This is a genomic window from Acinetobacter sp. AS167 (genome assembly GCF_037152175.1).
Classification (GTDB): Bacteria; Pseudomonadota; Gammaproteobacteria; order Pseudomonadales; family Moraxellaceae; genus Acinetobacter.
On record NZ_JBBCMP010000001.1, the window covers coordinates 358,718 to 382,407 of the forward strand.

Genomic DNA, 23,690 nt, shown 5'->3' on the forward strand with positions numbered 1-23,690 from the left:
TGTCAACAGACCCCGTCATTATTTATTCATTGATAACACATTGTGTTGTTAGTCGCAAATTATCGATGAGAATTTTAGTTGATCAAAAGTGTGTTATTTCAAGCTTTTGTGAAATACACATAATTTTATTATGGTTTTATTTTGTAACGTTTAATTGTCCTTATTTTTTATTGAAATTTTATTCATATAAATTTGATCTCAGGTTTTAGGTTGGTGTTCTAAATAAGATGTATTTTGAATTCTTACGATTCTAAAAACTGGCATGATAAATGCTTTAATTTAATGCAAACCAATATTTATGAATAAAATTTTGGCATCAATTTGGAACATTTTAAATCAAGTGCCATAGAAAAGTGGATCAGTATGAAAATTTATACGCAACGTCTAGACCATATAGAGTCAAACATTGAGGCTGAAAGTATTGAATTGACTTTTGATACTCGCCAAAAGAGCCGTTTTCGTGCAACTTTAAATAATGGGCACGATATTGGTGCAGATTTGCCGCGTACGGGCATTTTGCGTAGTGGTTCTTATATTGCAACTGAACAAGGTGAAGTGTTACGTGTAGATGCCAAAGCTGAAAAATTAATGCGAGTTTCTGCACTGGATAGTTTTGATTTACTTAAAGCTGCATATCATCTGGGAAATCGCCATGTTCCGTTAATGCTTTCCCCAACTGCACTTTATTTTGAACCTGATCATGTCCTTGCAGAAATGATCCAAGGTTTAGGGTTGACAGTAGATGAAGTAGAACATCCATTTGAACCTGAAAGTGGGGCATATGCCCAACATCAGCATGATCATCGTTTAAGCCCAATTAAGGCTTTACATCATGTCCATCACTAACGCATCGCAACTACTAAGTCTATTGACCTTGTCATCGACAGCCTTACCCATCGGTGCATATTGCTATTCGCAAGGGGTGGAAAGTGCGATTGATCAGGGTTTGATTCATGATGAAGCAAGCAGTATCGCTTATTTTGAAGAAGTACTGGAAATGTTGCTGGTTAGGTTTGAACTACCCGTTTTAAAACGTTTAATGCAACATTATTTAGATGAGGTAGAATTTTTAAATTGGGCTAACTTTTATAAAGCAAGCCGTGAATCAAAAGAATTACGGGCTGAATCTCAGCAGTTGGCATTTTCTTTGAATGCTTGGATTCGTGATGTTTTAAAACAGCAACCTGAGATTAAAAAGCAGTTTGGTTTTGTACCAGTTTACGCACATTTATGCGGAACGTTGAAGCTTAATCTGGTGGATGTCCTAACAGCATATAGCTTTACTGTTTTAGAAAATCAAGTGCTAGGTGCAGTAAAAACTGTCCCTTTAGGGCAAATGAGTGGTCAAAGAATTTTGTGGCACTTACATGGCCTAATTCCTCAAGCCGTAGTACGTGCCTTGGCCTTAGAAGATGATGCGCTAAGTAGTGCCTTGCCCAATTATGCGATGTTAAGTATGTCGCATGAAACTTTATATTCACGATTATTTAGATCATAAATGACACGGTTCATTCACTACTTTTATAGAGAATGAAGTATAGAAAAGGAAAAAATGATGACAGAACGTAGCCCTTTACGTGTTGGAATAGGTGGTCCTGTTGGTTCAGGTAAAACAGCATTAACCCTAAATTTATGCCTTGCTTTACGCAACAAATATAATATGGCGGTTGTGACCAACGATATCTATACCAAAGAAGATTCTAATTTTTTAACTCGTCATGAAGCGATGTCACCAGAACGTATTGTTGGTGTTGAGACAGGTGGTTGTCCGCATACTGCAATTCGTGAAGATGCTTCAATTAATTTGGCTGCAATTGATGATCTTTGTGAAAAATTTAATGGTTTAGAGCTGATTATTATCGAAAGTGGTGGAGATAATCTAGCCGCTACGTTTAGTCCCGAATTATCTGATTTAACCCTTTATGTGATTGATGTTGCAGGTGGTGAAAAGATCCCACGTAAAGGTGGTCCAGGAATTACCAAGTCGGATTTATTGATTATTAACAAAACAGATTTAGCCCCAATGGTCGGTGCAAATCTCGATGTGATGGATCAAGATGCAAAACGCATGCGTGGTGATAAACCTTTTCTATTTTCAAATATGAAAACTCAAGCTGGTTTAAACCAAATCATTGAGTTTATTGAAAAACAAGGTTTATTTAAAGCTTAGTCGCGATATTAAAAATAATTGTAACTATTTGAATTTAAAAATAATCAAAGGAGAATTTGAATGCGTATTTTTAAAAAAACTCTGATGGCATGTGCTGCATATTTACCTGTATTGGCTTTGGCTCATCCTGGACATGATCACCATACTGGGTTTTGGCCGGGCTTTATTCATCCATTTACAGGTTTAGATCATTTGATGATGGCAATCGCATTTGGGGTATTGATGTGGACAGCAAATCAACGCTGGAAGCTTTTTGGCTTGATAGGCTTAGCTTCAGCGATGGTGGTTGGTTTTATGATCGGTAGCCAAGGATTTATTCCAGCAGCAATTGCTGAATACGGCATCATTGCTTCATTGGTTTTACTGGCTGTAGCGCTTTGGACAAAAACAAATCAAGTTTTACCTATTGCAGCAGTTTTATTGGCAAGTTTTCACGGTGTTGCGCATGGAACTGAACTAGGCCAATCCGGTCATGCCAGCTTACTGATTTTAGGCATGGTGACAGCAATGACATTGATCTATGCGGGTGGTTTAGGCATTGGTGCTTTTATTAAAAAGTACGTTCCATATGGCAAGAAAATTATTGGTACTTTGGCTGCGGTCGTTGCAGTTATTGGTTTGGCTTAATGTTTAAGCGCTTAATTGCTGATATCCATTTATAAAGGCGGCCATGATAAGTTTAGTGGAACATCTTCCTGATCAGCGCCTTTGGTATGCAAAACTAAAATTGGGTTTTCAGGCTCAAACTGAGCGGACAGTACTAGCCCATCGTAGACATTTTGGACCTGTACGTGTGCAAAAGATGCTTTGGCCTGAAAAAACTGGGATTTGTCATGCGATTATTGTCCATCCGCCTGCGGGTATTGCAGGTGGCGATCATTTAACATTTGAGATTAATGTTGATGTTGCTGCCCATGCCTTAGTCACGACCCCTGGTGCAGGTAAATGGTATCGAACCAATGGCAAACAAGCTTATCAACATATCCATATCTCAGTTAAACACAATGCTGTGTTTGAATGGCTTCCTCAAGAAACCATGTTATTTGATGGTGCCAATGCTCACTCAGAAACCTTGATTCAGCTTGATCAGACAGCAAGCTTTATCGGTTGGGATATGTTGGTGATTGGTCGACAAGCTCGAAATGAAAAATTCCAATCTGGTGCTTATCACAGTCATTTAAAATTATGGCGAAATCAGCAATTACTGGTGGCAGACACATTGAGTTTTAAAGGCAATGATCGTTGGCTAAGTTCTTGTCTAGGCATGAATAATCATGCCGTTATGGGAAGTTTATGGGCAGTTCCTCCTGAAAAATTCCGAGCAAACATTTATTTAGAGGCACATATCGATTTAATTCGTGAGTTGATGATGCGAATGGATATGCCTGTCAGGTTAACCTTATTGGGGGATGTCATCAGTGCACGTTTTTTAGGTGATGATGTTCGACATTGTCATGATGCTTTTGCAGCAATTCGTGCCAGATTGAGGCGATATTGGTTTGATATGGATGAAGCATTTCCACGAATTTGGCGAACTTGATTCATTTAAAGTTCGTCTTTTAGAAATAAAATCTGCGTGTTTAATTTAAAACTGAGCACATATTTTGCATAAAAAATGCAAGAACTTTAGGAAACACATATGGAACTCAATCCTACTGAAAAAGACAAACTGCTGATTTTTACAGCGGGTTTGGTTGCAGAACGTCGTAAAGCACGTGGACTAAAACTCAATTATCCTGAATCTATTGCATTTATTTCCGCAGCACTGCTTGAAGGTGCGCGAGATGGAATGACTGTCAGTGAGTTGATGCATTTTGGCACTACCTTGCTCAGTCGTGATGATGTGATGGAGGGTGTGCCTGAGATGATTGCCGAAGTGCAGGTAGAGGCTACTTTTCCAGATGGCTCGAAGCTCGTCACAGTCCACCAACCGATTATATAGAATACTTTTTAAAAAATTAGGATAAGCACATGATCCCTGGTGAAATTATTACACCTGATTGTGATATTGAAATGAATGTCGGTCGTGAAGTACTGAAAATTTCAGTGTCAAATTTAGGTGATCGACCGATTCAGGTGGGTTCACATTTTCATTTTTATGAAGCCAATGATGCTTTGCAATTTGATCGTGAACGTGCCAAAGGTTTTCGTTTAAATATTGCAGCGGGTACAGCGGTTCGGTTTGAGCCGGGGCAGCGACGTGATGTTGAAATCGTTGCACTGGTCGGAAAACGTGAAGTCTATGGTTTCGCAGGGCGTGTGATGGGTAAGTTGGACTAAAAGGATAATCAAAATGAAAATGTCACGTCGAGCTTATGCTGAAATGTTTGGTCCTACCGTTGGGGATCGAGTACGTTTAGCAGATACCGAACTTTTTATAGAAGTTGAACAAGATCTCACCACCTATGGTGAAGAAGTTAAATTTGGGGGCGGCAAAGTTATTCGCGATGGGATGGGGCAATCTCAATTACTTGCAGCAGATGTTGCAGATACAGTGATTACCAATGCATTGATTGTCGATTGGTGGGGAATTATTAAAGCCGATGTAGGATTGAAAAATGGGCGAATTTGGAAAATAGGTAAAGCTGGCAATCCGGATATTCAACCCGATATTACCATTCCATTAGGTGCGGCCACTGAGGTGATTGCCGGTGAAGGGCAAATACTTACAGCAGGTGGAATAGATACCCATATTCACTGGATTTGCCCACAACAAGTTGAAACAGCGTTAATGTCAGGAACAACAACCATGATTGGTGGTGGTACTGGTCCCGCTGCAGGAACATCGGCGACAACGGTAACACCAGGGCCATGGCATATTTCAACCATGCTGCAAGCCATTGATGATTTACCTATGAATATTGGCTTATTGGGTAAAGGTAATTTAAGTCAACCTGAACCGATTGCGGAGCAGATTAAAGCAGGTGTGGTGGGGCTGAAATTGCATGAAGACTGGGGTTCTACCCCTGCTGCAATTGATAATTGTCTAACTGTGGCAGATGAATATGATGTACAAGTTGCGATTCATACCGATACTTTAAATGAAAGTGGTTTTCTTGAAGAAACACTGGGGGCATTTAAAAATCGTACTATTCACACTTATCATACTGAGGGCGCGGGTGGCGGTCATGCGCCTGATATTTTAAAAGCCATTGGTCAGGCAAATGTTTTGCCATCTTCAACCAATCCAACCCGCCCATATACTATCAATACCATTGATGAACACTTAGACATGCTCATGGTCTGCCACCATTTAGATCCAGCGATAGCTGAAGATGTCGCATTTGCTGAGAGCCGTATTCGTCGTGAAACGATTGCCGCAGAAGATATATTGCAAGATCTCGGCGCAATTTCAATGATGTCTTCTGACTCTCAAGCCATGGGGCGTGTGGGTGAGGTGATTTTACGTACTTGGCAAACGGCGCATAAAATGAAAGTGCAACGAGGACCATTAGAAGGCGATAATCAGTATCATGATAATAATCGGGTGAAGCGTTATATTGCAAAATATACAATAAATCCTGCCATTACTCATGGTTTAAGCCACGAAATTGGTTCTATAGAAGAAGGGAAACTTGCTGATTTGGTGTTGTGGAAACCCGAGTTTTTTGGGGTAAAGCCATCAATGATCATTAAAGGTGGAATGATTGCGGCAGCGCCAATGGGAGATATTAATGCCTCAATTCCAACACCACAGCCGGTACATTACCGTCCAATGTTTGGGGCATATCCAAGAGGCGTGCACAATACCTGTATTACTTTCTTGTCACAGGCCGCAATTGAACTAGGTGTTGCTGAAAAATTACAATTAAGGAAGTTAATTTCACCTTGTAAAAATACCAGAAACATCACTAAACAAGACATGAAGCATAATAACTATTGTCCTGTGATGGATGTGCATCCTGAAACCTATGAAGTTCGTGCCGATGGTGTACATCTAACTTGTGAAGCTGCTGAAGTATTACCCATGGCACAGCGTTATTTCTTGTTTTAATTCAAGATAATTCGAATTTAAAAATGCCTTTCTTATGATAAGAGAGGCACTATTTTATTTGAAATCAATATGTCTCTACGTAATGCAACCAAAGACAACTTTATTAATTTAAAAAGCTATGTTTAATATTGGTTGGTATAAGTACAGCGATACAATCCTTTTCTTTTTTTGAGTTTTATTGATGACGCAATTTTGGTCTAAATTTTTTTCCAAGTCATTTTCTACTTTGTTTTCAAAACTATTGAATGAAAAACAGCGCGATTTGAATAAACATCATCAAGCTTATTCTCGTTCAGACGTTGCAGTGGCCGTGGATACATGTGCTACGGAGATTGGCTTTGCACAAGATCAAATTACTCAAGTCAGCCCTCAAGGTGTAGATTTGATTTGTGGTTTTGAGGGATTAGAGCTCAAAGCCTATGATGATGGCGTCGGGGTTTGTACTATCGGTTATGGAACAACGATTTACCCGCATGGAAAAGCTGTTCAGTATGGGGATACTTGTACCATTGAACAAGCAAAAAACTATATGCAACATGATGTTAGGCGTTTTGAACAAGCAGTAACTGCTGCTGTAAACGTTCCTTTAAATCAAAATCAGTTTGATGCGTTGGTTTCATTGAGCTATAACATAGGTATTGGTGCTTTTAAAAACTCAACCTTATTAAAATTATTGAATACCTCTGATTATCACGCTGCCAGTCATCAATTTGATGTTTGGATCAAGGCAGGTGGCAAAACGGTACAAGGTTTAGTAAATCGAAGAGCAGTAGAGAAAACTTTGTTTCTTGAGCACTAATATGACTTGCTTTTTCAAATGTTGTTCTGAAAACGTGTGTTAATTCCAGATGATTCATTTTGAATTATCATTCTTTTCAAAATGTTGTCTAAAAATTAAAATAGTCAAGGTTGATATGAGCATTTATTTAATTCGCCATGCGCAAAGTTTAGGGAATGTAAATGGTAAAACTGAGTCACATGCAAGTATTCCCTTAACCGAATATGGACATGAACAGGCGCAAAAACTTATTGATGTTTTACCTCCAGCAAAGCAGATTTATGTCTCTCCATTTATCCGTACACGTCTAACAGCTGACCCAATTTTATTACGTGATCAGATTACACCTCAAATTTTGGATATCCATGAGTTTTCTTACTTATCCGATATGCGATGTAAAAATACCACTTTAGAGGAACGAAAACCTTGGGTAGATGATTATTGGAATCAAGCAGATGTCAATTTAGTTACAAGTGAAGGTGCTGAATCTTTTGCAAATTTTTATTATCGCGTTACGGACTTTATTGTGCACTTGGATTCCCTAAAAGCGCATTATCAACATGATCATTTACTGGTATTTAGTCATGGTCAGTTTTTACAGTTATTTAAAATGCTGGTTGAGCAAAAGCGAGAGTTATCATCACAATTAATGCGTGATTTTCGTTATGCATTGTTAAATCATCAATTAAACAATACAGAGTTTTTTATTTTTAAATAAAATGAGAATAAAATTATGAATTTTATAATAAGAAAAATTGCGCTATTGACGGTTTTTACTTTTATACCTGTATCGATATATGCAGATATTGCGGCTTTAAAGTCAGATTTAACTCAATTTGCGCAACCTCTTGAAACACAATGTAAGGGGCTTGATCGCTATATGCCTCTTAACATGTTACATCAATTTTTAAATCGCCCAAATTCTGAAAAAATAGATGTGTATTCGATGGATGTAATTTTTGTTTCAGATCTTTTGGGTTATTTGGAAGATAAAAATTGTGCTTTAGCAGCTTCTGACTTCACAATATCAGGTGTTAAAATTTTGAATCAATATCATGATTTATGGGAGAAAGATTTACCTAAAGAGAGAAATGTTCTGAGATACGAAACCTACCTTGCAGCAGGCGATGCAAGTTTAGTGAAATATAAATGGACTCATAAGATTCAATATCTAGATGATGCACATCAATTTTATACACAGTACTTAATGACCAATGCAATCAGTCAACAACAAAAAGATCAATGTGGGAAAAAATGTGCAGAATACTTAGCCGATGTGAGTAAGGTGCAATACTTTAATCTCTATGATTACGCTTCTATATCTAAGGAATATCAAAAACTTTTTCATGATATTTATGAACAATATTCACAACAAGATGCAAATTTCTCAGATAGTCTTGAAAGCCTTAATCTAGTTTTTGAACGGACTGATCAATTTGAAGTGGGCGCAATTAAAACCACAGGATTAAGCTCAGTCAATAATGAAGTGGCTTCTTTAAATAATTTTGAGACTGTTTTTAGTTCTGGTGATAAAAAACTTATAGAATTTTATATAAAACGTTTAGATCAATATCTACAAAATAGAATCCAGCATAAATTATTAGATGCAGAGATGACGGATAAAATTTATCAATTCTTGTTAAAAGAATCGAATGAAAATAATTCGATGATTGTACGTACTCAGCAGGAAAGTGCTCTTCAACCTAATCTAAGTTTTCAAATTGGAAAACACCACTATATTTTCAAGGGAACAAGTCATCACATGCAGTTAATTTTCCAACCCGTTAACTAAAGCATGAGGAGATTGGCATAAAAACTGCTTGATCATTCACACTAAAAAATGGTGATTGAAAAGTTTAAAGGCGGTTTGAGTGAATAAAACTTATTTACGTGGGCAAGACTTAATAGACCAAATCCAAAATACTCCCTATTCACGAGATCTCATTGGCTATCACGGTGAAGTACCCAAAGTAGCATGGCCAAATCAAGCCCAAATAGCGGTACAGTTTGTTCTTAACTATGAAGAAGGTGCTGAAAACCATATCGAACATGGTGATGCCGGTTCTGAGCAGTTTTTATCTGATATCGTGGGAGCAGCAAGTTTTCCTGACAAGCATATGTCGATGGATTCGATGTATGAATATGGCGCTCGTGCAGGATTCTGGCGTATTCATCATGAGTTTAAAAAGCGTAACTTACCCATGACCATATTTGGAGTGGGTATGGCGCTGGCACGTAATCCATATATTGTGGAAGCCATTCAACAAGCCCATTACGATGTGGTTTCACATGGACAGCGTTGGCTAAATTACCAAAATATAGATATTGAAACGGAACGTCAGCATATTGATCAAGCAATCAGTATTCTAGAAACCTTATTTGGCACTACACCTATGGGTTGGTATACAGGACGAGATAGCCCAAATACTCGTAAATTATTGGCTGAATTTCCACAGATCAAATATGACTGCGATTACTATGGTGATGATTTGCCATTTTGGACAAACTTAACCGATTTACAAGGCCAAAGCCGCCCGCACCTGATCATTCCATATACTTTAGAAAGTAATGATATGAAGTTCTGCGCGCCTGCTGGTTTTAACAGTGGCGAGCAATTTTACCAATATTTAAAAGATGCCTTTGATGTGCTTTATGCAGAAGGTGAAACGGAGCCGAAAATGCTATCGATTGGAATGCATTGTCGTATCCTGGGACGTCCCGGTCGTTTTAAAGCATTACAGCGTTTTTTAGATTATATACAGGCACATGAAAAAGTCTGGATCTGTCGTCGCGGTGATATCGCTGAACATTGGTTTAAACACCATCCAGCCGCATAATTGTCGCTATGAGGATGTGGCTTTTAAGGTAAGCACTTTATTTTTAATTGAATGCAGTAAAGCGCGCAGCAAAGTTTATATAAAAGTGTTTGAAAATTTTAGCGAACTCAAGCATAGGTATTATTCGTGAAAATAGAAGAATTTAATCAAGCATCATCAGAAGAGCTTACAAGCTTGCTCAAGCATTGTGTGCACATTCAACGTTGGTCAGATGAAATTTTGTCACAACGTCCATTTGTCAACACTCAAGCGTTAATGGATTTTGCAAAAATACAAGCCTCAACTTGGACATGGTTAGAAATTGTAAATGCATTAGCGACACACCCACGGATCGGTGAAAAAAAGGCTCAGGCAGTGCTGAGTGAAAAAGAGCAAGCATTTTCTCATCAAGAGCAATCAGCAATAAAACAGAACACTGAAACACAACATGCTTTATTGCAAGGCAATATTGCTTATGAAAAGAAATTTGGTCATATTTTTTTAATTCGTGCTAAGGGCTTAGATCAGACTGAAATTCTACAAGCACTGAAATATCGTTTATTAAATGATCCTGAAACAGAACAGCGTATTGTTAAACAACAACTTGGTGAAATTGCAATGTTAAGACTCAATCAAGAACTGAGTGAAAATGAAAGCTTAAATAATTGATTGCATTAAAATAATGTTTAGAAAGGAAATAACATGATCAGTACCCATATCTTAGACACGCATCTTGGCAAGCCTGCCGTAAATGTTCTGATAAAATTATTGGATAGCCAAGACAATATTGTTGCAGAATCAAGGACCAATGAAGATGGACGGGTAGCAGATTTTAATTTAAGTGGAATTAAAACAGGGGATTATAGTTTGGTTTTTTATACTGCTGAATATTTTGACCGTTTAGCCTTAGCAACGTTTTTCCCAAAAGTTGTGATTCATTTTTCAGTCCTTGATTTGGCACAACATTATCATATTCCTTTATTAATCAGCCCATTTGCTTATTCCACGTATCGTGGTAGCTAGCTTTTATAGAATTAGATTATTTTATGATTTTAAAGCCCATTGATTTGGGTTTTTTTTAATAAATTTTGACCAAGTGTAAAAATTGGCTTTGTTTTTGCTTATTCACACAAGTGTTTACCGTTATTTCTGATGGGGAATTTATAAAATGAACTTAACACAATTTGCTGCGCTTTCAACTTTAGTTTGCACTGCTTTTAGCACTCATGCTGCACCTATTTGGCAAGACTTTAGCATTACAGGTTTATATGGAAAAAACTATGAACTGATTGCTCGGGAAGACGACCAATCGACCATAACTTTTGAATATGCAGCCAAATTAAAATATGGGGATTTCTTTGCATTTGCGGATCGTACCAATAATGATGTTTCAGGTAATGAGACGTATTTTGAAGTGTCACCACGATTGAGCTTGGGTGCTATTTCAGGGCATAAGTTGGAAGTGGGTCCAATCAAAGACGTTCTCATTGCCACAACATGGGAAGGTGGTGAAGGTTTTAACAATTATCTGTATGGGATCGGGGTAGATTTAGCAATTCCATATTTCCAGTATGCACAATTAAACTTCTATAAAGCAGACAATTATAAGAATACGGATGACGATTATCAGCTGACTTTTGCCTTTGGTGTACCATTTAAAATCGCATCAGAAGATTTTCTTGTCGATGGTTTTCTTGATTGGTCAACTGCAGAAGATGACCATGCCAGTGAGTTAAACTGGACTACACAATGGAAATGGAATGCGGGTAAACATATTTCACCAGATACTAAATTGTATTTAGGCGTTGAGTATTCAGTTTGGAATAATAAATATGGAATCTCTGGCAAAGATGAAAACAATGTCAGTGCGTTGATTAAATATCATTTTTAAAACGATTTTTATCTGATCATGATTTTATTTGATTAAGTTAAACTCAGAATAAATTTTCCAATCAGAGCAACATAAAACAATGTTGCTCTGAAGTTTAAGAACATACAAAAAAAGTTTTTAATCAATACTTTTAAAGCTAATTTCGCCCCATTAGCATTTTGAATTCATGTTATGAAATGATGCTTATTGCTTATAAAGTCAGGACAATATTTTCATTAAACTGAAAAACATCACAATTGTGACCCTCACCGATCCGATCGATTACCGTAAAATCACTGGGTGCTTCTAGTGTCAATAACGGATGATGCCAAGTGCCTGCGCGATAGTTTACAGCCTGTAGACCATTGCTAATAAAGGCGTAAATATGTTCAAGATCAGGTTGGTCTTGGTCCAAAGCGGCTGCAACAACAACCAAGAAAGATTGACCTTGCATCGGGATGAATGCCTGTGAACCAATGGGATGTCGTTCAAGCATTTGAATTTCACAAGGCACTTGGGTTTTTTGAATATTTCGAAAAATACTCAATCCGATTTCAGCGTTGGTCGCTTGAGCCAAGGATAAAGCATGATAACGTTCCGTATGCGCACTATTGATATGGAAAAAATCATTGCCAGTACAAGCAATGACCTCACCAAATGGGGCAAAAGCTTCAGCTGTTAAAGGTTGAATTTGAATATATTTCATAAAATCACTCTATAATTTTACCCCATAATCGGATACGACTAATACCACCGTCTGGAATCATATTGACACGAATATGTGAAATTTTTTCATGCTTTAAAATGTCGGCTACATAATCATGAATATGATCCATTTGCATATCCTGAGCATTGAGTAGAAATGGCCAAAATATACTTTGTGGAATTAGTTGTGGATCAGTCGCATTTTCAATATATATCGCCTGAATAGAAACTTGAGCAGGGAAATTTCCTTTGAAATGTGCAGTATCAATTTCAATTTTTTCAATTACACCACTTTGACCGAGTGCTAAAATACACCAATCAAATCCAGGCGCACGGCGACGTTTGGTTTCCCAACCATCTCCCATATTGATTCCACGATTCGGATTGATCAAATTACGAGGATGACCAAAGTGGGCGTCGCTATAGGCAATCACGCGTCCACCATTTTCTAGTGCTAGTAAATCTAATGTTTTTTGATGATCTTGAATTTGTATTTGCACTTCGCCATAGACGCGAAAACGTGCAATACCCCCATCAGGAAAAATATTTAAGCGGACATGGGTAAAGACTGCTGAATTTTTAATGTTAAAAATATGGTGTTGGCTTGGGCCAAGAATAGAATTATTTAGAATGGGTTGCCAAAGTGCATTGCTTAAGTCCCCATTTGGTGCATAACAGGCTTCAATTGAAGCAGAAGCAGGGTAATTCCCAGTAAAAAAAGTGGTATCAATATCAAATGCTGTAATTTTTCCAGCAACGCCTAATTTAATAATTGCCCAGTCATAGCCTGCATGTCGTTTACGACGGGTTTCCCATCCATCCATCCATTTGCCGTGATCATCAAATTTATCTTCTACAAAAATGGGTGGATTAAATTGCAACATTCGTTGTGCTTCTGCAAAAAAATCATCTGAACATTCAAGTACTTTTGTACCAATTCGGGGATCTGCCAAATTGGTGCATTGTTGTAAATGTGCAGGAAGCTCAAAACTTGGTGCAAGTAAAGTTGCCATATTTATTTACCATTCATATTGCGATTTATATCATTTTATTCATTGATATGGGTGCTTAAAGTTCAATAAGCACTCATAAAAACAATATCTTACCGTCCTCATCATGCATAGCCTATGCCAACTTTGCTTGACGAATGTTGTGATTTTTAAATAAATGGCACGTTTTTAGCATTTTAGTCATAAGTGTTAAAGATACAGACAGAGGAGAAATAGATGGAGATTACTATTATTGGTGCAGGTATGGGGGGATTAACCGCAGGTATTGCACTAAAAAAATTCGGACATACGGTCACCATCTATGAACAAACTGAACAAATTCTAGCTGTAGGTGCTGCTATTTCTTTATGGTCAAATGGTGTTAAGTGCCTGAATTATTTAGGTTTAACGAATCAAGTTGCCAAACTCGGTGGTCAAATGGATCATTTAGCCTATATCGATGGACTAACTGGTGAGCACATGACTCAGTTTAGTTTAATGCCTTTGATTGAAGAGGTCGGACAACGGCCTTATCCAGTTTCCCGTGCAGATTTACAAAACATGTTGATGGATGAATTTGGCCGTGACGATATTCATCTTGGGAAAAAAATGGTTGCACTAGAACAAGTAGATCAACATATAAAAGTTCAGTTTGCAGATGGCAGTGAAGTCACCACAGCATTGTTAATTGGTGCGGATGGAACACATTCGCTAACGCGCCAATATGTATTGGGTGAACAGGTTGAACGTCGTTATGCTGGTTATGTCAATTGGAATGGTTTAGTGGAAATTTCAGATAATTTAGCCCAAGCAGATCAATGGACAACATTTGTTGGAGAGGGGAAACGTGTTTCGCTTATGCCGGTGGCAGATCAACGTTTTTACTTCTTCTTTGATGTGCCATTACCTGTAGGTTTGGAAAACAGTAAAGCCCAATATAAAATACTATTTAAACAATATTTTAAGGACTGGTGCCAGCCTGTTCAAAACTTAATTGAAGCGATTGATGAGCAAAAAACCAATCGAGTAGAAATTCATGATATTGAACCTTTTACCCAGTTTTATAAAGGCAGAGTGGTAATTATGGGGGATGCGGCTCATAGTACCACACCTGATATTGGTCAAGGCGGTTGCCAAGCCATGGAAGATGCAATTTACTTAGCACGCGCTTTGCAAATCAATACATTAGGTGTAGAGGATGCCTTAAAACGATATCAAAATAAACGTAATGAGCGCGCCAATGAGTTGGTATTACGTGCCCGTAAGCGCTGTGAAGTGACCCATATGAAAGATGAGGCTGTGACCGAAGCATGGTATCAAGATTTACGTCAAGAACAAGGTCCACATATTATGCGTGGCATTATCAGTAATATTATCGGAAATCCTTTAGATTAAATGTTGCTAGGTCGATGCTGAATTTAAATTACTAAATCTAAATTCAGCATTGGAAATTTAACACTTTTGATTCATATATATGTTTAGGGAGTTATTGCTAGTCATCACTCAGCTACACGTCATTGCTTTGTTGCTTAAGGGGCTGTTGTTCATTTCTTTAAATCAATGATTTGTATTACAACATACCCAAACCTGATTATTGATAAGGGATCAACTTGAGCTTAAATGCTTCGATTTGTTCAATAAGATGCTTAATCATAATTTGCGATACGCGTGAAAGTTGTCGTTTTGGTGCAACACATAAAGCTAGTGTTAATGGATATAAACGTTTTTCTCGAATTGGCTTAAAAACCAGCTCGTCGCGCTCTAAATAAGGATAAGCATCAATAAATGACAATAAACCAATGCCCAAGTTCTTTTGAATTAATGACATCATCATTCGGATGTCATTACAATGTAAGTGATGCTGAGGGCTAAACTTATGATGCTTATACAAGGTCTGTGCGTAATCATGAATAATTAAAGGTGCGCCAGGAATCAAGTGCTTATAGTTGACACTATCTGATAGATAGACTTTCTCATTTTTTGTTAAAGGGTGATCTTTAGGTAAAATAAAACCGATTGGGATTTCTACAAAAGAGAGAACCTCTAATTGATGATGTCCTTTAGGGTTTAATAAAATCCCAAAGTCAATTTCAGCCTCCATAATCATATTTGACACAGTTTCACTGTCTTGGATATGAAAATTAAAGTTGATCCAAGGATAGTTGTCATACATATATTGAATTGAATCTAAGACAAAACCATCACTCAGTGCTGAAATAAGCCCACAATTAATGGTTCCCCGAGAAAGCCCTTGAATTTCATCAAAACGATTACGAGTTAATTGAAATTCTTTTTGCCACTTAATCAAATCCGCATAGAGTAACTCTCCAGCAAGGGTCAGTTTTAAACCACTGGGTAAACGTTCAAACAGATCAATTCCAAACTCTTCCTCAGCGAGTGCGATTTGACGATGTACTGCAGATACTGAAATATAGAGTTGATCTGCTGCTTTTCTTAAGCTACCTGTCTTGGCAACGGCAATAAAATAATCTGAAAATCGTGAAAAAGTTGTATTCACAGGCATATGGGCTGTCCATTATTTATATTTCACGGACTTATTCCTAAGCAATGAAAATCAAGGAAATTTGAAACTCGCTAAAATCACAGATCACTAAGCGATTTTTATGCCAATGATGAGTTTTTTCTAAAAATAATTTTCAGATAGGTGTTCTATTTTTTGGAACAAGATAAGTAAAACATTCTAATAGACAGAATTAGACAAAATTCGTAATTTAAAACTCAGCCATGATTTTAGCTGAGCGCTATGCTGAAATCACAGCATAAGATCATGACATTAAATATATATTCTGTGAGTTTTGTATGAATGCAATTCCAGTTCTGAACTTGTTTAGTCAACCACAATGTAGTGGTTTTGAGCCTAAAGACTGGGAAATACTCGCTCAGCATTGGTATCCTGTCGCACGTGTGCAAGATGTCACAACAGCCCCACAACAAGTACAACTCCTCGATGTGAAAATGGCGCTTTATCAAACGGCAAGTGGTGCGATTCAGTTGGTGCGTGATATTTGCCCGCACCGTGGTGTACCACTCAGCAAAGGTTGGGTGCAAGGTGAAGAGATTGTTTGTCCCTACCATGGATTGCATTACAACACAGCAGGTCAATGTACAAAAATTCCAGCACAGCCAGAACTGACAAATATTTCAGAGCGCTTTAGCCTCACCAAATTTCCTGTAGTTTTAAAATATGGTTTGGTTTGGACGAGTTTATTTAGCCGTGATGAAAGCCTCGCAAACTTTCCAATATTGGATACTTGGGATCATCCTGATCATCAGCCCATTTTGCCACCATTTGTTGATATTGCTGGTTCAAGCGGGCGGCAATTGGAAGGTTTTATTGATGTTGCACATTTTGCTTGGGTACATCAGCAGTCTTTTGCCGATGCTGAAAATCCTGTTGTACCCAAATACACCACTGAACGTACAGATTATGGTTTACATACTGAATATGTCAGCAATGTGAGCAACTATCCACATGGTTTACAGCATCTGGCACCAGAAGGTTTTTTATGGAAGCGAATTTTTGACGTTTACCCGCCATTTTCAGCAGTGTTAAAAGTTGAATTTCCACGTGAGGGCGTATTAAAAATTTTAAATGCCTGTTGTCCTGTATCACATAACCAAACTCGATTATTTGTACCACTCACCCGTAATTTTGATACCACAGGCGATTTGCAGGCAGTTTATGATTTTAATGCACAAATTTTTGCAGAAGATCAGGACATGGTAGAGAGTCAAAAACCAGAAGAGCTTCCATTGGATATTACAATGGAAGCACATTTTGAAGCAGATCGTTCATCTACAACCTATCGCAGGATATTGGCAGAATGGGGACTAAGCAAACGCTATATTGTGTAAATTTTCATTTTTCCATCCCCAGCGTCTGGAGGTATTAACATAATTAATCATATATTGATGATGAATGATCAATATATGATTAAAGCTGATCTTAACAACATAGATCTTCTTATAAAAAAGAGTTTGACTTCGTTAGTTTAGCTAATAATTTTTCTTTTAATTGTTGCCAATTTGTCGAAATCCAACACACCAAAGAGCCTGAAGTCACCAACATCACACCATACCAAAACTCTGTTGGTAGATTGGTTTGTAAGATAAACATTGAAATCAAAGTTGAGATGACTGGACTAAAATAAGATAAAGTCACCAAAATCGTAATATTGCCTTTGATAATACCAATATTCCAAGCAGCATAACCCAAGGCCATCACCACTGAAACAATGCCTAATAATCCAATTGTTGTAAGTTCAACTTGTGGAATTGCATTTAGACTCAACCCATGTGACCACAAGTATTTACTCCACAGTACTATACTGATCGAAACAAAGAAAAAAGAAATTGGATTATGCCCATCGCTATATTTTTTGGTAATTACACAATATAAGGACCACAGCGTTGCCCCAACAAGTGCCAAAATATAACTGATTGGATTTTCTAGAATATTGGATAAAATATTAGACCAAGTTAAAGCACCTTGCCCAGTTTGAATTAAAATAATTCCACTCAAGCTGATGGCTAATCCAACAATAACAAAGACATTAAATTTAATTTCTTTAAATAGGATCAGCATGGCAACAGTTAATCCTGGCCAGAGGTAATTGACTAGACTGACTTCGATGGCCTGTTGAGCAGTTTGTGCCAGTGCAATAGCATAAGAAAAACATAATTCATAAATAACAAATAATAAGGTAGAAAAAATCAGATATTTTTTTGAAATTAATTTTAAATTTGGGATTTTAAAAAATATTAATAAAATACAAGTACTCAGTGTATACATCAGCAGCACAGCTAACTCAGCGCCCAAACTAAAACTAATTTTTTTCAATAAACCGACGATGGAAGACCATTGTAAAATGGCACTTAAACCAATCAACGTAGCGAGATTTTTTGACATATTGGGCTTTAAAATCTGAGGATTCAGATTAAGGTAAATAATAAAACAATTATAGCTTAGAACTCTGCAATTATTTTTAAAATATTACCCAGCATAAAACAAATAATATGTCAGAATCAGATCAATTAAAAAATAGAGTATTTAAGTAAAATTTGATATTTGGATAAAAAATTAAGTATTAAAAATGATAAAAAGCTTTGTTTTTAGTTCAATTTTTTATATAAACATATACATAAAGATTAAAAATTAACGAGACATTAAACAGAGATAAACAAATGAGAAGATTACCCGTATATTTATTATTAGATACATCAGGTTCGATGCATGGTGAACCGATTGAAGCCGTTAAAAATGGTGTTGAAATACTGGTTTCTTCACTCAGACAAGATCCTTACGCGCTTGAAACAGCCTATTTATCTATTATTACTTTTGATACTCAAGCCAAGCAGTTGATTCCCTTAACTGAAATTGCGCTGTTTCAACCGCCTCAATTACAGGCAACGGGAACTACACAGTTGGGCGAAGCGCTTGGATTATTGGCAGATAAAATTGATCAAGAAGTGCAAAAAACCACACCTGATACCCGTGGTGACTGGAAACCCTTAGTTTTTATTATGACAGATGGTGCACCAACAGATGATTGGACTAAAGGTTTTGCAAAACTCAAACAAGCGAAGACGGGGATGATCATTGCTTGTGCAGCGGGACATAATGCAGATAGCAGTATTCTCAAACAAATTACAGAAGTTGTGGTAGAACTTGCAACTGCAGATTCAAATACCATTAAAGCCTTCTTTAAATGGGTTTCTGCAAGTATTTCTACAGGTAGCCAAAAAGTAGATGCAGGTCAAAAAGAAGTCACAGGCTTAAATGATCTTCCACCACCACCACCTGAAGTGAATGTGGTTTTATAAAAATAAAGGAAAATGCATGGCAATTACATTAGTAAAAGGTCAAGGACTCAGTCTTGAAAAATCTAAACATGATTTAGAACGAGTGACGATTGGACTCGGTTGGGATATCACTGAGCAAAAGAAAGGCTTTTTAGGCGGATTATTTTCAGGCGCTAAGAGTGAGGAACACGATCTAGATGTGGTAGCGTTCTTATGTGATATCAGTGGAAAAGTAAAAGATCTAGGTTGGAATGCCGCAGGTCAAGCCACACTCGAAAATAGTGATGTTATCTTTTTTAATAATTTAAAACATCGTTCAGGGCAAATCTGGCTGACTGGAGATAACCGTACTGGTGCTGGTGACGGGGATGATGAGCAAATTATTGTCAAATTAAATAGCTTGGCAGCTGAATATCACAAGATTGTTTTTATTGTTCAAATTTACAATGGTGCAAAAAACAATCAGCATTTTGGTCAGGTGAAAAATGCCTTTATTCGTGCTGTCGATGGTACTGGTAAAGAAATGGTGCGTTTTGATTTATCAGGCATTGGTCAATATGATCAACAACGTTCATTATTATTTGCTGAACTGGTCAGAGAAAATACTGGTTGGAAATTTAATGCGGTCGGTAATGCATCACCCACGGATAATTTCGTGGAATGGTTAAAAAAATATAGTTAAAGAATGAGAATATAATGCGCCGTTTACCTGTATATATTTTATTAGATACATCTGGCTCTATGCGTGGTGAGCCAATTCACTCGGTGAATGTTGGCTTGCAGTCGATGCTCAGTGCATTAAGACAAGATCCTTATGCGCTTGAAAGCGTGTATTTAAGTGTGATTACCTTTGATATTGATGCAAAAGTTTATTTACCGCTTACCCCTTTGGATCAAGTTCAAATTCCAGATCTAGATGTGCCCAATGTGGGAGCAACATTTATGGGTGCTGCATTGGAATTACTGGCACAGCAAGTACAACAGAATGTGCAAAAAAGTAGTAATGAGGTTAAAGGGGATTGGCGCCCGTTATTATTTTTGATGACAGATGGTTCACCCTCAGATGTCTATGCTTATCAGCAAATCGTTCCCACAATTAAACAGCTTAATTTTGCCACGATTGTCGCTTGTGCTGCGGGGCCAAAAGCGAAAACCGAATCCCTGCTGCAACTAACGGACCAAGTGGTTGTGTTAGACACCATGGATTCAAATAGTTTTGCTAGCTTCTTTAAGTGGGTTTCTGCAAGCGTGGTCGCTGGTAGCAGTAGCGCAGGGGTATCCGATTCAATTTCTTTACCACCACCACCTGCCGAAATTCAGTTGGTTTTATAACTGGATATTACTTGACGTTAAAAATGTTAAATCAAACAGGTCAGCACTTATCTGTTTGATTTAGATTTTTGAATAATATGATAAAAATAATGTAGGTGAAGTTATGCGTCGTTTACCGGTATTTTTTGTTCTTGATTGTTCTGAATCAATGGTCGGGCAACCGCTTGAATCAGTTCAAGAGGGTGTGGAGTTTATTTTAAGCAGTTTAAGAAAAGATCCTTATGCGCTTGAAACTGTATTTGTTTCCTTGATTGCATATGCAGGGATTGTCAGAACATTGGTCCCTTTAACTGAGTTATTTGCCTTTAATCATTTTAATTTGCCCTTGGGTGGTGGGACACATTTGGGTAAAGCTTTAGATCATTTGGGTCAGGAAATTGATCGTTATGTGATGAAAACCACCAGTGAAGTCAAAGGCGACTGGAAGCCAATGGTCTATATATTTACCGATGGTCGTCCAACCGATGAATATGATCAGGCAATTCAACGCTGGAATGCTAAATATGCGCATAAAGCAACAGTCGTCGCCATTGGTTTAGGTGCAGATGTTGATTTTTCTGTGCTGAGTAAGATCACTGAAAATACCATTTCAATTGATCAAATCAATCAAGAATATGTCAAAGGTTTGTGTAAGTGGATCACGGCCTCTGTGGTCTCACAAAGTATTAGTATTGGTAGTCATCAACAAAAAGATGAACTGTTGCCGATTGATGAGCGTTATATGCGCTTGGCAAAAGATGCATTGTCCCTGCAAAAAAATAAAGCCGATGATCATTGTGCGATATTTGTGGGTCGCTGCCAAAAGATGAATAAACCTTATATCATCAAATATATACGAAATTTACAGTACAAAGGTCCAGCTGATTTAAATATCAATATCTATAATTTTAAGTTAGATACCTGTAGCGCGATATCTGAGGAGTATTTTACTTGGTCAGATCATAATGCATCAAATAAGCAGATCAATACAGCCGAGCTCGATGGTTTCCCTGAATGCCCACATTGTTTTTCTGAGACTGCTTTTGCCGTGTGTGGTTGTGGTAATTTGATGTGCTATGACGGCTATCGGGAATCTGTGGTTTGCCCGTGGTGTCGTCGACAAATCAGTTTCTCGTCTGGTGAGGGAGATTTCGATTTAACCCGTGGTCAAGGTTAGGCTTTATCTGTTGATGAATACATTATTAAAGCATTGCTGTATTGACGAATATTAAAAATCTATATGGCTAAACGCTTAAATGCATTGTGATTGGTGAGTGACCAAATGGCCAAGCGAATAGAATAGAAAAATGGGTAGAGGGTAAAATGGATAGTGATGTATGCAAATTAAAGCAGATTTTGGAACATAATTCCGCTGATTTCAGTGAAACATTTTCTCAATTTCTATTAAGTGATCCGCAAAATCTCAAACAACTTTCAAAACTCATCAACGAATTGGAAAAAGTTAAGATAGCTTCGCCGTGTTTGAACAAAATCAATGAAGCTGATTCATTGGATAATGCATCAGCTACAGAGTCCCAGCATAAAACTATAAGCTCGGATAAACCCCAAGTCACTGTACAAAATAATGTTCAAGAGCAAGCCTGTTTTAATCAGCAAACTGGAACCAATCAACATGCTAGAGTGGATGAACAAGTCAACCTTGATGAAAGTATTCAACAAAGTTATGTTGTTCCTTTAGTCAATGTAGATCAACTCGATACATCATCAGAAAACATCAACTCAGTTGGAGCAATTTCTGATACGCAAAATATCACTTTAGATCTTCACACAACATTGGAACTCGCGCCGATCTTACATGTTGAACAGCAAATTGTTGTAGATCAAGCCGAGAAAATGTCAGCCTTTACAACTGAACCTAATTTAGAAAACAAGTTGACGATTGATGCTAAAAATATAAGCTCAACCCCTGAAATAATTTCTTCTGAAACTGAGAAGAATAGATTAGAGATCGAATCTGTGTTTAGACGAAGTAAATATGAAGACATTAAATTTCAGGTTGAAAATGCCCGAGTTGGACAACACTATCAATCTCGAATTTCAGTGATTTCTCAACATGATGTCAATCAATTAATATTCAAACCTGAAAGCTTTAAATTTCCAGATACCAGCTTTTATTTCGATGAAGCCACACAACGTATTCATGGTGAGCCACAACTAGCAGATTCAATCGAATTTTCTTTTCAGTTTATTGCTGATGGAGAAACACGCTCCGCCCAGTGTCGGTTGAATGTCATTGCAGACCCACGCAGTTTATGGAAAGTCATTGAACCTGAGTCTGGGCAAAAATTTAGCAAGCCACATTTGGATCAAGCTTTGATTGATGCGGTGGACTATAAAATTATCGCTGCAAGTCGTCGAGGCCGTTCACATGAACACGCAGGCTTATTTAGAGATGATGATTTCTCAATTACCTTAATCGAGAATACACCTTGGTCGGTTTTGACTGTGGCAGATGGTGCAGGCAGTGCGCAATACTCAAGAGAAGGTTCTCGAATTGCGGTTGAGATTGTTGAAAATAACTTGAAAAACTATTTAAACCCACAAACGGTTGAAAGCCTGATTTCTGATTTAGAAAAGTGGCAAGTGGGCAGTCAAGATGCTGAAACTGTTGAAGTTGCCAAGAAGTTAAATGAGCAGTTTCATCATGTATATTATGAAATATACAAATCAATTATTAACCAAATCCGATTACAAGCAGAACAGATTGAGGCAAATACTAAAGATTTTTCAACCACATTGCTGGTTGCGGTCGTATGTAAATTAGCTGATAAAACCTTTATCAGTGCATTCTCAGTGGGAGACGGTGCAATCGCAGTATATAGCGATAACAACGTGCGCCTGATGAATGTTCCAGATGGTGGTGAATATGCAGGACAGACTAAGTTTCTAGATCTGAGTATTGCTACAGAATTTCCAAACCGTTTAAAAATAGGCTGTTTTAAAGATACCAATGCCATTATGTTGATGACTGACGGTATTTCAGATCCAAAATTTGAAACAGATTCTGGTTTATCCAATTTTGATAAATGGCAAAGTTTATACCGTGAACTAGATCCGTTGCTACAGAATGAAGCAGCCGACACTGCATTGTTGGAGTGGATGCATTTCTTTACAGCTGGCCATCATGATGATCGTACTATGGCCGTATTATGGAATAAGCATTCAACAACATCTGTATAAATAATATCTAAGTATTTGAAGAATATAATGTAA

26 protein-coding genes are annotated in these 23,690 nt (G+C 37.5%); 22 read left to right on the plus strand and 4 right to left on the minus strand.

The genetic code is table 11. The features are described from left to right. Positions 1–363 precede the first annotated feature (363 nt). The 15 genes from ureE (at position 364) to WFN33_RS01820 (ending at position 11,649) form a co-directional block, all read left to right on the plus strand. Positions 364–846: an urease accessory protein UreE gene (ureE, locus tag WFN33_RS01750; RefSeq protein ID WP_336951044.1), complete on the plus strand. Its 483-nt coding sequence runs from the start codon at positions 364–366 to the stop codon at positions 844–846. Continuing rightward, positions 833–1,498, plus strand: a complete 666-nt coding sequence (locus tag WFN33_RS01755; RefSeq protein WP_336951045.1) for an urease accessory protein UreF — start codon at positions 833–835, stop codon at positions 1,496–1,498. The genes ureE and WFN33_RS01755 overlap by 14 nt, the downstream gene beginning before the upstream one ends. 57 nt (positions 1,499–1,555) lie before the next feature. Next, complete coding sequence (ureG, locus tag WFN33_RS01760) at positions 1,556–2,170, plus strand: urease accessory protein UreG (protein ID WP_336951046.1); 615 nt, start codon at positions 1,556–1,558, stop codon at positions 2,168–2,170. A 60-nt stretch (positions 2,171–2,230) separates the two neighbouring features. Further along, positions 2,231–2,797: a HupE/UreJ family protein gene (locus WFN33_RS01765; protein WP_336951047.1), complete on the plus strand. Its 567-nt coding sequence runs from the start codon at positions 2,231–2,233 to the stop codon at positions 2,795–2,797. A 43-nt stretch (positions 2,798–2,840) separates the two neighbouring features. Further along, entirely contained in the window at positions 2,841–3,710 is an 870-nt protein-coding gene (locus WFN33_RS01770) for an urease accessory protein UreD (RefSeq protein ID WP_336951048.1), read from the plus strand. A 99-nt stretch (positions 3,711–3,809) separates the two neighbouring features. Then, complete coding sequence (gene ureA, locus WFN33_RS01775) at positions 3,810–4,112, plus strand: urease subunit gamma (protein WP_336951049.1); 303 nt, start codon at positions 3,810–3,812, stop codon at positions 4,110–4,112. A 29-nt stretch (positions 4,113–4,141) separates the two neighbouring features. Further along, a complete protein-coding gene (locus WFN33_RS01780) occupies positions 4,142–4,450 on the plus strand; it encodes an urease subunit beta (RefSeq protein WP_336951050.1) in 309 nt (102 codons plus the stop codon). A 13-nt stretch (positions 4,451–4,463) separates the two neighbouring features. After that, positions 4,464–6,164: an urease subunit alpha gene (gene ureC, locus WFN33_RS01785; RefSeq protein WP_336951051.1), complete on the plus strand. Its 1,701-nt coding sequence runs from the start codon at positions 4,464–4,466 to the stop codon at positions 6,162–6,164. Between the two features lie 181 nt (positions 6,165–6,345). Then, a complete protein-coding gene (locus WFN33_RS01790) occupies positions 6,346–6,963 on the plus strand; it encodes a lysozyme (protein WP_336951052.1) in 618 nt (205 codons plus the stop codon). A gap of 115 nt (positions 6,964–7,078) precedes the next feature. Continuing rightward, positions 7,079–7,660, plus strand: a complete 582-nt coding sequence (locus tag WFN33_RS01795; RefSeq protein ID WP_336951053.1) for a histidine phosphatase family protein — start codon at positions 7,079–7,081, stop codon at positions 7,658–7,660. A gap of 15 nt (positions 7,661–7,675) precedes the next feature. Next, positions 7,676–8,734 carry a hypothetical protein gene (locus WFN33_RS01800; RefSeq protein ID WP_336951054.1) on the plus strand — a complete coding sequence of 353 codons (1,059 nt, stop codon included), beginning with the start codon at positions 7,676–7,678 and terminating at the stop codon, positions 8,732–8,734. 79 nt (positions 8,735–8,813) lie between these two features. Then, entirely contained in the window at positions 8,814–9,779 is a 966-nt protein-coding gene (gene puuE, locus WFN33_RS01805) for an allantoinase PuuE (RefSeq protein ID WP_056511287.1), read from the plus strand. Between the two features lie 126 nt (positions 9,780–9,905). After that, the gene (gene uraD / locus WFN33_RS01810; RefSeq protein ID WP_336951056.1) at positions 9,906–10,427 is read left to right on the plus strand and encodes a 2-oxo-4-hydroxy-4-carboxy-5-ureidoimidazoline decarboxylase; all 522 of its coding nucleotides are present in this window, start codon (positions 9,906–9,908) and stop codon (positions 10,425–10,427) included. A gap of 33 nt (positions 10,428–10,460) precedes the next feature. After that, on the plus strand, positions 10,461–10,781 hold the full coding sequence (gene uraH, locus WFN33_RS01815; protein ID WP_105712584.1) for a hydroxyisourate hydrolase: 321 nt from the start codon (positions 10,461–10,463) through the stop codon (positions 10,779–10,781). Positions 10,782–10,926: 145 nt separating this feature from the next. Then, positions 10,927–11,649: an outer membrane protein OmpK gene (locus WFN33_RS01820; protein WP_336951057.1), complete on the plus strand. Its 723-nt coding sequence runs from the start codon at positions 10,927–10,929 to the stop codon at positions 11,647–11,649. Between the two features lie 190 nt (positions 11,650–11,839). Here WFN33_RS01820 and WFN33_RS01825 read toward each other — a convergent pair whose 3' ends face one another. After that, on the minus strand, positions 11,840–12,334 hold the full coding sequence (locus WFN33_RS01825; protein WP_336951058.1) for an ureidoglycolate lyase: 495 nt from the start codon (positions 12,332–12,334) through the stop codon (positions 11,840–11,842). Positions 12,335–12,338: 4 nt separating this feature from the next. Further along, entirely contained in the window at positions 12,339–13,346 is a 1,008-nt protein-coding gene (gene alc / locus WFN33_RS01830) for an allantoicase (RefSeq protein ID WP_336951059.1), read from the minus strand. 213 nt (positions 13,347–13,559) lie between these two features. Here alc and hpxO point away from each other — a divergent pair, with 213 nt between their 5' ends. Next, entirely contained in the window at positions 13,560–14,717 is a 1,158-nt protein-coding gene (hpxO, locus tag WFN33_RS01835) for an FAD-dependent urate hydroxylase HpxO (protein ID WP_336951061.1), read from the plus strand. Between the two features lie 196 nt (positions 14,718–14,913). On the opposite strand, the gene WFN33_RS01840 is transcribed toward hpxO, so the two are convergent. Further along, positions 14,914–15,846, minus strand: coding sequence for a LysR family transcriptional regulator (locus tag WFN33_RS01840; protein WP_336951062.1), 933 nt, complete (start codon positions 15,844–15,846; stop codon positions 14,914–14,916). A 296-nt stretch (positions 15,847–16,142) separates the two neighbouring features. Between WFN33_RS01840 and WFN33_RS01845 the strand changes: the two genes are divergently transcribed. Continuing rightward, on the plus strand, positions 16,143–17,198 hold the full coding sequence (locus tag WFN33_RS01845; RefSeq protein WP_336951063.1) for an aromatic ring-hydroxylating dioxygenase subunit alpha: 1,056 nt from the start codon (positions 16,143–16,145) through the stop codon (positions 17,196–17,198). Positions 17,199–17,307: 109 nt separating this feature from the next. Here WFN33_RS01845 and yddG read toward each other — a convergent pair whose 3' ends face one another. Next, complete coding sequence (yddG, locus tag WFN33_RS01850; protein WP_336951064.1) at positions 17,308–18,252, minus strand: aromatic amino acid DMT transporter YddG; 945 nt, start codon at positions 18,250–18,252, stop codon at positions 17,308–17,310. A gap of 275 nt (positions 18,253–18,527) precedes the next feature. Here yddG and WFN33_RS01855 point away from each other — a divergent pair, with 275 nt between their 5' ends. The 5 genes from WFN33_RS01855 (at position 18,528) to WFN33_RS01875 (ending at position 23,657) form a co-directional block, all read left to right on the plus strand. Next, positions 18,528–19,166 carry a vWA domain-containing protein gene (locus tag WFN33_RS01855; protein ID WP_336951065.1) on the plus strand — a complete coding sequence of 213 codons (639 nt, stop codon included), beginning with the start codon at positions 18,528–18,530 and terminating at the stop codon, positions 19,164–19,166. Between the two features lie 16 nt (positions 19,167–19,182). Beyond that, positions 19,183–19,827 (plus strand): TerD family protein, encoded by a 645-nt coding sequence (locus WFN33_RS01860; RefSeq protein WP_336951066.1) that lies wholly within the window; start codon positions 19,183–19,185, stop codon positions 19,825–19,827. Between the two features lie 14 nt (positions 19,828–19,841). Continuing rightward, the gene (locus WFN33_RS01865; protein WP_336951067.1) at positions 19,842–20,477 is read left to right on the plus strand and encodes a vWA domain-containing protein; all 636 of its coding nucleotides are present in this window, start codon (positions 19,842–19,844) and stop codon (positions 20,475–20,477) included. 103 nt (positions 20,478–20,580) lie between these two features. Next, positions 20,581–21,633: a TerY-C metal binding domain-containing protein gene (locus WFN33_RS01870; protein WP_336951068.1), complete on the plus strand. Its 1,053-nt coding sequence runs from the start codon at positions 20,581–20,583 to the stop codon at positions 21,631–21,633. Positions 21,634–21,779: 146 nt separating this feature from the next. Continuing rightward, positions 21,780–23,657: a protein phosphatase 2C domain-containing protein gene (locus WFN33_RS01875; protein ID WP_336951069.1), complete on the plus strand. Its 1,878-nt coding sequence runs from the start codon at positions 21,780–21,782 to the stop codon at positions 23,655–23,657. Positions 23,658–23,690 lie beyond the last annotated feature (33 nt).